General features: G+C 38.4%; 6 protein-coding genes. All 6 read left to right on the top strand.

Going from position 1 to position 14,306, the window contains the following annotated elements; genetic code table 11:
* Positions 1 to 537 precede the first annotated feature (537 nt).
* The 6 genes from JO950_RS06505 to JO950_RS06480 all read left to right on the top strand — a co-directional run bounded on the left by JO950_RS06505 (position 538) and on the right by JO950_RS06480 (position 14,183).
* Positions 538 to 3,636: a TonB-dependent receptor gene (locus tag JO950_RS06505; protein ID WP_202701908.1), complete on the top strand. Its 3,099-nt coding sequence runs from the start codon at positions 538 to 540 to the stop codon at positions 3,634 to 3,636.
* A gap of 36 nt (positions 3,637 to 3,672) precedes the next feature.
* A complete protein-coding gene (locus JO950_RS06500; RefSeq protein WP_202701907.1) occupies positions 3,673 to 5,184 on the top strand; it encodes a RagB/SusD family nutrient uptake outer membrane protein in 1,512 nt (503 codons plus the stop codon).
* 102 nt (positions 5,185 to 5,286) lie between these two features.
* Positions 5,287 to 6,699 carry an aryl-sulfate sulfotransferase gene (locus JO950_RS06495; RefSeq protein ID WP_202701906.1) on the top strand — a complete coding sequence of 471 codons (1,413 nt, stop codon included), beginning with the start codon at positions 5,287 to 5,289 and terminating at the stop codon, positions 6,697 to 6,699.
* Positions 6,700 to 6,724: 25 nt separating this feature from the next.
* On the top strand, positions 6,725 to 7,714 hold the full coding sequence (locus tag JO950_RS06490; RefSeq protein ID WP_202701905.1) for a c-type cytochrome: 990 nt from the start codon (positions 6,725 to 6,727) through the stop codon (positions 7,712 to 7,714).
* Between the two features lie 150 nt (positions 7,715 to 7,864).
* A complete protein-coding gene (locus JO950_RS06485) occupies positions 7,865 to 10,870 on the top strand; it encodes a glycoside hydrolase domain-containing protein (RefSeq protein WP_237732298.1) in 3,006 nt (1,001 codons plus the stop codon).
* A gap of 217 nt (positions 10,871 to 11,087) precedes the next feature.
* Positions 11,088 to 14,183: a DUF5107 domain-containing protein gene (locus tag JO950_RS06480; protein ID WP_202701904.1), complete on the top strand. Its 3,096-nt coding sequence runs from the start codon at positions 11,088 to 11,090 to the stop codon at positions 14,181 to 14,183.
* Positions 14,184 to 14,306 lie beyond the last annotated feature (123 nt).

Here is a 14,306-nt window from a genome sequence, read left to right as displayed (position 1 = left end):
ATCATAAACAGACCTTAAAAGTCATTTTCAGCTCTCAACAAACAAAGGTCCTTACTAACAATTTAATATATATTTTAACAAAAACAGAATAAATATATCAACAAAAACACATTTAACTAAAAAATATATCAAAATTACAAATATCACAGCCTCTGCCCTATTCCATTAAAATCACACAAATTTAAGTAAAAAAAAATGTTTTGATCAAAAAAATGTGCTCGAGAACATTTTTTTAATGTGTTCGAGCACATTTTTATTCATTTTTCTTGTTTTATAAAAATATAATCTATAGATTCGTTTCATAATAATCTTAAAACCAAGTTAATTAATACATTTTTCAGTCGTTTTTCACCTCCCCAAAAAAACAGAAAAACTAAAAAAATACCACATACAAAAAGAGTAAAACAGAACGGCAGTTGTTTTTAAACCATTTCGTCAGAAGATAAATTATAAATCAAAAATTATCTCAAAAAAGAATTCCAAAAGCTTACAAACGAAAAAAAACAAATAAACATTAACCAAACTCAATTTTTAAGTATGAAATTTTTAACCAAAAAAAGACCTGAAGATTTTAGGCTAAAAAATCTTCACGGTACAGAGATTAAACTCACCCTTTTTTTAGTATTCGTTTTTACCGTCCAGGTTTCAGCAACCTCAGCCGTAAGAATAAATCGCAGAACTGATATTGCATTCTTTTTTGAAAAAACAGTCAAGGGTAAAGTAACCGATCAAAACGGACTTCCTATCGCCGGAGCAAATGTTGTTGTAAAAGGAAGCCGTACCGGAGTGCAGACAGATGCAGACGGAAGTTTTGCCATTACTGTCGCTGATAATGTAACGAAACTTATCATTTCCTACGTTGGTATGGAAGATCAGGAAGTAACCGTTGGAAGCTCGCCTTTAAAAATTGTCCTCAAAGAGGCGGGACAAAAATTAGAAGAAATAGTTATAGGATACGGAAAAGCCAAGAAAAAAGACCTTACGGGTTCTGTGAGTTCTATTGGCAAAGACAACTTAAACTTAGGAGGTACTATTTCGAATGTTGGTCAGGCTCTGCAAGGGCGTGCTTCGGGAGTTCAGGTGCAGCAAAACAGCTACGCTCCGGGAACCAATCCTTCGATTGTTATTAGAGGTGGAAATTCTCTTAACAATTCTAATTCGCCTTTGTATGTTGTAGACGGTTTCATTACCAGTACAGGAGCCTCTATCAGTCCAAACGACATTGAAAACATTCAAATTCTAAAAGACGCCTCCTCGACCGCTATTTATGGCTCAAGAGGCGCAAATGGAGTTATCCTGATTACGACTAAAAAAGGAAAATCAGGTAAGATGCAGATTGAAGCCGAAATCTCAGATGGTTTTCAAAGCATTATCAAGGAACCTTCTCTTATCAACGGACAGCAATATGCCGACATTCAAAATGCTATTGCGAAAGAGAATGGCAGGCCTCCTGTTTTTTCTTCCGATTTCCCTGTTGCCAATACCAATTGGTTTAAAGCCGCAACACGCCCCGGAGAAGTACTAAACAGAACCATTACTTTTAGCGGAAGTGACAAAACCTCTAAATTTTTCCTTTCCGGAAACTACATCAAACAAACCGGAGCTATCGAAAATACTGATTTTAAAAGATACAGTGTGAGAATGGGAGGCGAAAAAAGATTTAATGACAAACTAAACGTTGGTACAAACATTTACGGAGCTGCCAGTGAGGGAAACAATAGCGATTTTGGAGATAATATTTTATCCCCACTGTTTTCTATCCAGACCGCCCCACCAACTATTCCAATTTACAATCCCGACGGTTCTTATTACAAATTTCAGGGGAAAGACAATGCTTTGGCACTTTTGTTAGAACCAACCGATCATATCATCAACAGATTGGTCAACGGAAATATGTTTTTGGACTATGAAATCATTAAAGGACTAACCTATCATTTTGGAGCGGGTGCGGAATGGCAGGAAAATATTGAAGGAAGATACACCCCAAGAACGTTGGTGGCTGGAGCTGCTTTAAAAGGATCAGGATCTGAGGAAAACAAAACTTATTTCAGATGGAGTACAGAGCAATACCTAACTTATAAATTCAATATTAAGGAACATTCGATGAGTGCCATGATTGGTACGTCGAATCAAAAAGATACGTATGAGTTTTTGAGAGCGGCCGGAACCGGTTTTTCTAACGATGCATTAACCTATCACAACCTTGACGCAGCAGCGGTTTATTTGAAACCCGAGACTGAAAAAATCGAAACAAAGCTGACTTCTTATTTTGGAAGGCTAAATTATTCTTTCAGTGATCGATATCTGGCTGCATTTACCTTAAGAAAAGACGGTTCTTCCCGTTTTGGAAGCAATAACTCTTTCGGAATATTCCCTTCAGGAGCAGTAGCATGGAAAATATCTAACGAATCTTTTATGCAAAACTCCAAAACTGTCTCTGATCTTAAGTTAAGAGTTAGCTATGGTGTTACAGGAGCGGATGGTATTGGAGATTATGCTTTCATGCCAACCTTAAGAGCCTGGGGAGTAACTATTGGCGATGGAAATTTTGTTAATGGTACGGAACCTGCCAATTTAGCCAATAAAGACTTAAAATGGGAACAAACCACTCAGACTGACATTGGATTGGACATGGGGCTTTTTAATGACCGAATAACCGCAACAATCGATGTGTATAAAAAAAGAACTACCGATGCTCTTATCAGAGTCCCTATTGGCGGATGGTGGGGTTTTAATACACAAACCATCAATTCCGGAGTGATTGACAACAAAGGTATTGAATTGGGAATTACCAGTACTAATTTCAGAAATGATCATTTCTTGTGGACCACTTCACTAAATGTGGCTTACAACAAACAAGAAGTCGTTTCACTTGCCGATAATGTGTCTATCATCAGTCAGAATACTTCTAATCCAAGCGGAACAGTTTCGGGACGCGAATTTACCAGACTGGAACCGGGCAGAGAAATGGGCGTTTTATATGGTTTTAAATATGCCGGAGTAATCAAAACCGGAGAAGTATATGCTCCGCAGCCTTTGTCTAAACCGGGTGATCCAAAATATGAAGACTTAGACGGAGACGGTGCAATTACCGTAAACGACAGAACTTATTTAGGCAATTCAACACCTCATTATACTCTTGGGCTTAACAATGATTTTAAAATTGGAAACTTCGATCTGAACATCTTTTTTCAGGGAGCTTTTGATTATTCGGTTTACAACATGACCCGAATGGTTGGAGAATCAACAACCAGTACAGATGCTTTAAACCGCTGGGTAGCCGGTACGAATGAAAATACAGATGTTCCAAGAGACGGCTATTACAAAAGTACTTATGGAAGTTATGTCAATTCAAAATTTGTAGAAGAAGCCTCTTACCTGCGCCTAAAAAACCTTTCTATCGGATATACTATTCCTGAAAGTGTTTTAAAACCACTCAAATTTGTAGACAATATCAGATTGTATGCCATTGGACAAAACTTATTGACCATTACGAATTATTCCGGAAATGATCCTGAGGTAAACGGACATTTCACCAACGATACTACCAAACAAAACTTAGGAGGAGGAATCGATTTCAATTCATTCCCGGCTTCACGAACCATCATTTTGGGTATTAAGGTTGCCATTCATTAGTCTAAAAGCTTTTTTAGTAACATTAAATTTATTAAAATGAAAAAATATACAATCATATTCCTCTTACTGACAGCAGGTTTGCAATTTTCATGCAATGACGATCTTGATCCTACCGTATACAGCAGTTTGACCGATACTAATGGATTTCAAACCAAATCGGATGCTATCGCTTCTATTAATTCTATTTATGGAAGATTAAAAGGCCCTTCTGTGGGAGACAACTTCTCGTATTGGGCAACAAGGCATTTTGCTTTGACTGATATTGCCACAGATTTAGGACACTGCCAGTACGGTGGTGACCCCGGGCAATTATCTTTAGGACTTTGGAATTCTGCCAATGGTCTGCTTTTGGAAGACTGGAATGCCATGTACAAACTGGTAGCCAACGCCAATTTTGCGATTTTTAATATTTCAAAAATGAGCGGCATTACAGAAGCTGAAAAAACTCAGTTTATAGCCGAGGCTAAATTTTTAAGAGCTTCTGCTTATATGGATTTAACAGACGCGTGGGGACCTGTTATCCTTGTAACAGAAGCCAACTTAGACAATCCAAACTATCTGGAGCAAACACCGCCTTCTTCTGTTGAAACTATAGAAGCGCTTTTAATTAAAGATTTGAATGATGTTGCTGCCGTTTTACCCGTTAACTACAAGAAAAATGCAATTTATGAAAGTAACGATGTAGGTCGTGCTACAAAAGGAGCTGCCTTAACGTTATTGGCAAAATTATATTTGCGAAATCGTGACTGGCAAAAAGTAGCCTCGCTTACACAACAAGTCATGAACCTCAACGAGTACAGCCTGTTCCCTACTTATTTGGGGCTTTTTAAAGAAAGTAACAAATGGTGCAGTGAAAACATCTTTTCGTCTCTTAGCGATGCCAATGTAAACGGAACGGAACTTCTGAACCACTTTGGTCCTATCGATCATCCGGTTGTCGAAAACAGATGGCAGTATTATACCGTAAACTGGGACTTCTACAATACTTTTGGAAATGAAGACGATCGAAAAAAATGCTTCTTCCCGGAGTTTATGGGTACTGATAAATTGCTTCACAAACAAGCACCTTCCTTAGGAGCACAGCCACCAAAAGGAGAGTTTTATATGCCTGACGTATCGACCCGAAAATATGCCGATGATGAAACGACAACTTATTATGATGGTCACAGCGTAAACATATTGCGTTATGCTGATGTATTGCTGAGCAGAGCCGAAGCCTTAAACGAAATAAACGGCCCAACTGCCGAAGCCATAGACCTCATCAATCAGGTAAAAGGAAGATCACATGCCAAACTGCTGGTTTTATCCGATTATAATAAAACTTCATTACGAGATGCTATTTTGCAAGAAAGAGGATGGGAATTGTTCTATGAAGGAAAGCGCCGTCAGGATCTAATCCGAATGAATAAGTTTGATGTTCTGGTAAATGCCTATCACGTAAGAGTTGGAGAAACCGCACCTATCACCATGCCTAAAAACAAATATTACACCTATCCGCAAAGTCAGGTCGACTTAAATCCGAACCTGAGTAATGCCGACAGACAATAACAGAAATCAGATCAGGAACAGCGGGTTTTGAAATACCTGACTGTTCCTGATTTTTAACTATAAACAGTATAATTTATCTGTTTCATAAAAGAAGCCTTTCAGATGATTAAAAATGTAATAGCAAAAGGAGTATTTATTTGGATCCTGCTTATTTTGGTAAGCTGTTCTAAAAAACAGGGAACTCCTGTAACGAACATCAATATTGGCATTCATGGCAACAACGAATTGAAAATTCAGATCGATGTGACTACGAACGAAAATGTTCAGGTCTATGCCGAGTATTGGCCTGCTCAAAAAGACACAAAAAATAGAATAAGCTCTCCAGTTTCAAAAGCTGGTCTGTCTCATTCTTTGGTCCTTTGCAACATTACTCCTGAAACTCAATATCATTTTCAGTTAATTACGAGCAATGGGCAGGAAAAAGACAGTAGTAAAATATATACCTTCAAATCTAGAAAATTACCGGAATGGTTACAAAAACAATTCAAAGCAAACTGTCCGAAACCGGAACTGGTGCCGGAAAATTTCAAAAAAGGTTTTATGCTTTTGGCCAAAAGAGAAACACCGGGCGTTGCTTATATTGTAGATTATAAAGGTAACTTAAGATGGTATCATACCGTTGAAGGAACAGGGTTTAAAGTAACTCATTTTACCAAAGAACAAAGTATCATTGCCATTCTGGGAAAAAATGACGAACCCACAAGTTATGGAAGTGAGATACTTGAAATCAACTTACAAGGCGATACCCTAACCCATATCAAAAAGGGACAAGGCGATTTAAAACAGGTAATTCATCACGAAATCATCAAAAAATCGGCTAACGAAATTGTCACTTTATTTGTCGATCAAAGAATAACCGATCTAAGTTCTATTGGCGGAAAACAAAAAGACACGATTAATGGCGACGGGATTCTGATTTTGGACAAAAAAGGAAAACAGCTTTGGAAATGGAGCGTTTTTGACGATTTAGATCCCATGAAAGACAAAAAACTACTCAAAACCAAAAAAGACTGGATGCATGCCAACAGTTTAAACTATGATAAAGACGGTAATTTCCTGATCTCGTTTTACAACAACGGTCAAATCTGGAAAATAGATGCCAGAACTGGAAAAGTACTCTGGAAATTAGGGAGAGGAGGAAATCTTAAAATGTCGCAAGACAGCGATTTCTCTCAGGCACACGCCGCCCACATCAATCCCGAAGGCAGTCTGATGTTTTTTGACAACGGAGTCGACAAAAAACAATCTTCTGTTTTTGCACTAAAAGTAGATGAAAAAGGTAAAACCGTAAAACTGGATTTCCACATCCTATTGCCAAAAGACGTTTACAACGACAGAATGGGAAGTGCTTATATGATCAATAAAGAACTCATTTTGGCTTGTTGTTCCAAAAGACATATTACGGTTTTAACCAATAAAAAAGGAGTTTTATTATGGGCATTAGAATCTGAAATTCCGCCTTATCGGGTGCAATTCATTCCTGAAGAAAACTTAAAACCGTTTCTGTTGAATTAAAGGCAGTCTTTAAAAAATAAAAAACATGAAAAAAATAATCCTTATTGGTCTGTTTGCAGCATTGCCGATTGTTGTTTTCAATTTGTGCAATACTACCAACTCGCAGACATTAGCAAACAAAACTGCTGATGATGATTCGTATATTACCATTGACACCTCAAAAATTCCGGACGATCCATTTGGAGAATCCGTTCGTTACGGTAGAGAGTTAATGCTAAAAACCGCTTATTATATTGGTCCAAACGGCATCAAAGGAAAATATTTAGGCAACAAGATGAATTGTACCAACTGCCACCAAGATGCAGGAACAAAACCTTATGCCTTTAATTTAATGGCATCACACGACAATTATCCACAGTATCGCGGACGTGAAAATAAGGTCCTTACTCTGGCCGAAAGGGTTAACAATTGTATCATGCGTCCACATTCCGGGAAACCGCTCCCGCTCGACAGTAAAGAAATGATCGCTTTTTTATCCTACTTTAAATGGATCAGCAAATTTGTTCCGAAAGATGGAGGTTTCAAAGGCGCCAAAAATCTGGAAATTGAATTTCCGGATGTAGCCGCAAGCCCTGAACGAGGAAAAGCCCTGTTTATCGAAAATTGTGCCCGCTGCCACGGAAACAACGGTGAAGGTCGGTACAATGCCGACCAATCAGGCTACACCTACCCGCCGCTTTGGGGACAATACGGCTATCAGCCCGGTTCAAGCATGCACAGAGTAATCAAACAGGCACAATGGCTAAAAAGCAATATGCCATACGATAAAGTCAGCCTGGGAAAACCATATCTCACCGACTTACAGGCACTCGATATTGCAGCCTATGTAAATGATGATTCCGTACACGACAGACCTAACCCCAAAACATTTGATTACCCTAATAAAATGGGGAAACCTATTGACTATGCACACAGTCCTTTCAGTGATAACTTCTCAGAAGAACAACACAAATACGGCCCCTACAAACCCATAATTGCCTATTGGAAAAAAAATGGATGGAAAGCGGTATATTAGTATGGTTATATGTTTAACTGTTTATTTGTTTAATCGTTTATTTGTTTTGGTTTATTGTCCGAAACCCATAACTAGTAACTAATAACTCATAACTCATAACTCACAACTCACAACTCATAACTCACAACTCACAACTCACATAATAAAACAATGAAAACAAACCTAAAAAACAAACCTATTTTGAATAGATTATTGATGCTGTGCCTATTCGTTTTCAGCATTCCGTTAACCGCGCAAATAAAATACTCAGACGGTAACGACAGTTGGAACCCTAACTTATTAGGGAATCACAGAGTTGCAGTAAGCTTTACCGGTACCGGAGATGTTGCCAAAACTACGATCGAATGGCGCAGAAGAGACGAAAAACCCGAACTGAAAAAGATCATTGTTCAGGATGCTTCAGGCAAAACCATTTCAAACATAAAAACGGCTGACATCAACAGAGAAAAGGGTACTATTTTCTTTGAACCAATTTCAGGAAAAGGAACGTATTATGTGTATTATATGCCATACCTTGACGAAGGTGACGCTAACTATCCAAAAGGAGTTTACGCTAAACCTGAAGATAAAGCAGACGCGCAATGGCTTGCTAAAATCAAATCCAATTTAACTGACAATTGTACGGTTACCGAAATTCAGAGTGTAAATGCGTTCAACAGTTTTTATCCGATGGAAGTAATCGCAACTGCGGCCGAAACTAAAGATCTTATCGCCAAAAACAGCGGCAGTTCCTTTTTGGTATTCCCGGAAGACCGCTTGTATTCCATTAGAATGAAAAATGATTTGCCACAAAGATGGATTCAAAAAGGCGTTCAAAATACCTTTTCGGACACGGCGCTAAGAGGCGAATATCTTGCCTTTCAGTTAGGCGTTTATGCCTTGCAGAATCTTGACAACGTAAAAGTTACCTTTTCGAATTTAATCAGTTCTACCGGAGCTATCATCGAATCGAAAGACATTAACTGTATCAATACTGACGGAACAAAATACGATGGAGCTATTTTTACCAATACCGTTTCGGTTTCAAAAGGAAAAGTACAAGCCCTATGGTGTGGCATCAATGTCCCGGAAACTGCGGCGACAGGAACCTACAGCGGTAAAGCAACCGTAATTGCTGATGGAAAATCAAAAGACATTGTGCTTCAGATAAAAGTAACCAATGAAATTACTAAAAACGGCGGTATCGATTCTCCTGAGAAAATGACACGTTTGAAATGGCTGAATTCTACTCTGGCACAGGAAAATACGGTTATTGCTCCTTACACTCCATTGACTGTAAAAGATACCGAAATCTCCTTATTGGGCAGAAAAGTAGTTTTGGGTTCCAATGGTTTTCCAACACAAATTCAAACTTATTTCACACCCGAAATGACAACAGTTGGTTCAAAAGCCAATGACATTTTAAGTGCACCGTTAGCTTTTCATTTTTTGGATGCCTCTGGTAAAGAAGCGTTACAATGGAAGAACACAGGCCTTAAATTTCTGAAAAAAGAAAGCGGAACGGTTTCCTGGGAAAGTATTTCTACAGCAAAATCACTTCAGATGGATGTACATGCTTCCTTAGAATTTGATGGTTTTTTAACGTACACCGTAAAAATCACGGCACTTGAAGATGCTGTATTTAATGATATCAATTTCCAAATGCCAATTCAGCCCTCTTCTGCAAAATACATGATGGGATTAGGTCAAAAAGGAGGCGATCGTCCTGCCAATTTTGACTGGAAATGGGATGTTGCGCACAAAAATCAGGATGGGGCCTGGATTGGAAATGTAAATTCAGGATTGCAATTTTCTTTACGCGACGAGAAATACAGTCGTCCGTTAAACACCAATTTTTACCTGCAAAAGCCTTTATTGCTTCCAACTTCCTGGGGGAACGAAAATAAAGGAGGAATTACCATCACTCCTAATTCAAAATCGGTTTTGGTCAATGCGTACAGCGGCGCCCGAAACATGAAAAAAGGAGATGTTTTGTATTATAATTTCAATTTACTAATTACCCCTTTCCACACCATTAATACCGATTTTCAGTGGGACACTAAGTTTTATCACAAATACAGCGATATCGATACGATTGCCAAAACCGGGGCAACAGTAATCAATATTCATCATGCCAACGCCATTAATCCGTATATCAATTATCCTTTCATTGAATTTAAAAAAATGAAAAGTTATATCGATGAGGCTCATGAAAAAGGATTAAAAGTAAAAATCTACAATACCGTCAGAGAGGTTTCAAACAAAGCTTATGAAACTTTTGCTTTAAGAAGTTTAGGACATGAAATTTACTCTCCGGGTAAAGGAGGCGGATTCTCCTGGCTACAGGAACATGTGGGAGACGATTATATTGCGGCCTGGTTTGTACCCGAAATTAAAGACGCTGCCATTGTAAACAGCGGCATGAACCGTTGGCACAACTATTATGTAGAAGGAATGAACTGGCTGACACAAAATGTGGGTATCGATGGCGTTTATCTTGATGATGTTGCTTTTGACCGAATTACCATGAAACGAATCAAAAGAGTGCTTACCAAAGACAGACATCCTGGAATTATTGATCTCCACAGTGCCAATCAATACAACAAAAGTGACGGATTTAACAACAGTGCCAATTTGTATATGGAGCACTTTCCATACATCAACAAACTATGGTTTGGAGAGTATTTTGATTACGAAAAAAACAATCCTGACTTTTTCCTGACCGAAGTAAGCGGAATTCCTTTCGGGTTAATGGGTGAAATGCTACAGGACGGAGGAAACCCTTGGAGAGGAATGGTTTATGGAATGACCAACAGAATGCCATGGAGCCACAATGCCGACCCAAGACCGGTATGGAAATTATGGGATACTTTTGGAATTAAAGGTTCTGAAATGATTGGATACTGGAGTGAAAACTGTCCGGTAAAAACATCAAACGACAAAGTACTGGCAACAGTTTACAAAAAAAACGGAACTGCTTTAATTTCTATTGCAAGCTGGGCCGATACGGATGTAAAAGTGAAACTTAATATCGACTGGAAAAAATTAGGAATCAATCCGGCAAAAGCTACTATTACGGCTCCTGAAGTGCTAAATTTCCAACCGGCACAAACCTTCACCGCAAAAGACGAAATACCGGTATCAAAAGGAAAAGGCTGGTTGTTGATTGTTAAATAATTTTCATTTTATAACGATTACACACCTTGTTTGTCATTCCGAGGAACGAGGAATCACAGTAGTAATTCGACAAAGATTGGCGACATTCTGTACGGAATTTCCTGTGCGATTCCTCGTTCCTCGGAATGACAACATTGCACAAACAACAAACCATAAACAACAAACCATAAACAACAAACCATAAACTATAAACCATAAACCATAAATAGCTCTCCACATGAAAATTAAACCCTTTTTATCCGTTTTACTTTTTGGAAGCCTGTTTGTCAACGCACAAAATAAACCCACCATAAAAGAATACAAAAAAGTATTCACCACTTATCCGTTTTCAGACCCTGATCCCATTCCGAAACCAGACACAAAAGTCTATCCTTATTTTCGTTTTGACGGTTTTACGGATAAACCTGTGCAAAAAGAATGGAAAGTAATCGAACTTGAAAATGATTACATCAAACTCATGATTCTTCCGGAAATTGGTGGAAAAGTGTGGTCGGCCATTGAGAAATCAACAGGAAAGGACTTTATTTACAACAATCATGTGATTAAGTTCCGGGATATCGCCATGCGCGGCCCCTGGACAAGCGGTGGTGTCGAGGGCAACTATGGCATCATCGGACACACTCCTAACTGTGCTACCCCTGTGGATTTTATCACCCTTACTCGTGGAGACGGAAGTGTAAGCTGTGTAATTGGCGTATTGGATCTGCTCACACGAACGTCCTGGAAACTGGACATTAATTTACCCAAAGACAAAGCGTATTTTACTACCAATTCCTTCTGGTTCAATTCCACCGAAACCGAGCAGCCTTACTATACCTGGATGAATACCGGTATAAAAGCTGCTGAAAGTCTACAGTTTATTTACCCGGGACAAAGTTATATTGGTCACAATGGTGAGCACAATTCATGGCCCATTGATAAAGAAAATGGCAAAGACCTTTCCTTCTACAAAAACAATGATTTTGGCGGTTACAAATCGTATCATGTTTTTGGCAAATACGACGATTTCTTTGGCGGATATTACCATGATGAAGATTTCGGAATGGGAAGATATGGCAATCACGACGACAAACCCGGCAAGAAAATATGGATCTGGGGATTGTCTCAGCAAGGAATGATCTGGGAAAAATTATTAACCGATACCGACGGTCAATATGTAGAAGTTCAAAGTGGAAGACTGTTCAATCAGGCGAGTGAAAACAGCAGTTTAACTCCTTTTAAACAGCGCTCTTTCACCCCTTATCAAACGGATTTATGGACAGAATACTGGTTTCCGGTAAAACAAACCAAAGGATTTGTAAAAGCAAATAACTATGGAGCCGTAAACGTTAAAAACGAAAACGGCTGGTTGAAAATCTATTTTTCTCCACTTCAAAAACTAAACGAAAAACTGGAAGTCTTTGACAATGGCAAAAAAATCTATTCCAAAGATATTTCGGTAAATACATTGCAATCCTTCAAAGATTCTATTCAGATTGTTGTTGATCCAAACCAACTAAAACTAACAATTGGCGAAAATAAACTCGTGTGGAATTCGGCACCGGAAGATGGAAATCTGAATCGTCCGTTAGAAACTCCAAAAGATTTTGACCACAACTCCGTGTACGGATTGTACCTGCAGGGAAAAAATTACCTTAGTTTTAAAGATTACGTAAAAGCGGAAGAAAAACTAACGGCCTGTCTTCAAAAAGATCCCAACTACGCTCCTGCTTTGGCTGATTTAGCGATTTTACAAATTCGTAAATTTCAATACCAGGAAGCTGTAAATTCGGCAGCTAAAGCTTTATCCATCGATACCTATCATCCCGCTGCCAATTATTATTACGGATTAGCCAACCTGCATTTAGGCAATACTACCGATGCCAAGGACGGTTTTGATATCGCAGCAGCAAGCGTTGAATTCCGAAGCTCTGCCTATACTGCTTTAAGCAAAATTTACTTTAGGGAAAACAATCTTGCAAAAGCAGCTGAATATGCCGAAAAAAGTTTACGGAACAATCAGGATAATTTAGAAAGTCTGCAATTACTTGCCGTATTATCTCGTCTGCAAAATAATAAAAGTAAAGCAGTCGAAATTCTCAATACCATAAATAACGTTGATCCTCTTAATCATTTTGTTGGTTTTGAGAAATATCTTTGGGATTCGTCAGAGGCATCAAAACAGCATTTTACGGCTTTGATTCAAAACGAAATGCCACAGCAAACGTATCTGGAGTTAGGAATATGGTATACACAATTAGGCCGTAAAGAAGAAGCTTTAAAAGTACTTTCACTTGCCCTTCCAAATGCTGAAATTGTATATTGGAAAGCTTATTTAGAAAACAAAACTGTTGATTTAAGCAAACTCCAACCCGACAATAGTTTCCCTTTCCGTGAAGAAACAGCACAAATTCTGGAAAAACTAATCAAAACGAACAGCCAGTGGCAATTGAAATATCATTTGGCTCTAATCGAATGGAATCGCGATAATGTATCAAAAGCAAAAGAATTGTTTTTGCAATGTGCCAATCTGCCTGCTGATCCGGCTTTTTATGGGGCCAAAGCTTCGTTATTTAAAAATGAGACCCAATTGGTTCTATCCAGTCTGCAGCAAGCGATTAAAATAGACGGTCAAAGCTGGAGATATCCTAAACTTTTAACTGAATACTACATTGCCCAAAAACAATTTGATAAAGCACTGGCAACCGCAGCACCTTTCTATAAAAAACATCCTCAAAATTATTTAATAGGAATGCTGTATGCCAAAACACTGCTCCTGAACAAAAAATACGCTGCCGCCGATGCTTTCCTGACCCAACTGGAAATCCTTCCCTTTGAAGGCGCTACTGCAGGACGTCAATTGTATCATGAAGCAAAACTGATGCAGGCTTTGACCGAAATGAAAAACAAGCAATACAAAAAAGCATTACAATTGATTTCGGATGCTAAACTATGGCCTAAAAATTTAGGAGTAGGAAAACCTTATGCCGAAGATATTGACGAAAGGCTCGAAAATTGGCTCAATTATCAATGTTACACGAGCTTGGGCGATACCGACAAAGCCAAAAATGCTTTACAAAACATTATTGCTTTTAACCCCAAAGTTGACAATACGGTTATGAATTTTCTTCCGGCAAACCAACTCATTACGGCCTGGGCAATCGAAAAAAATGCTTCGGCACAAAAAGCAGAGGAATGGTTGCAAAAACAAGCCAGGTTATACCCTGACAACAAAATTGTACAATGGACTTTTGAAACGTATAGTAAAAAACAATCCAATATTTTAACCGAAGAGGAGAAAGATGGTGAAGTTCGAATTATAGAAAAACTATAAAAATACTTCGGTTAAAATTGTATTTTTCGAAATAAAAATACGAGTTTTATGGCAAGTAAATACTTTTTTGAAACCTTAAGAATTATATTTCAACCGCTTTAATAATAGCAACTCGTCGGATAT

The organism is Flavobacterium sp. UGB4466 (assembly GCF_903469665.1).
Lineage (GTDB): Bacteria > Bacteroidota > Bacteroidia > Flavobacteriales > Flavobacteriaceae > Flavobacterium > Flavobacterium lipolyticum.
Note: the sequence above shows the minus strand (reverse complement) of the source record. Positions and strands in the feature narration are given on the sequence as shown.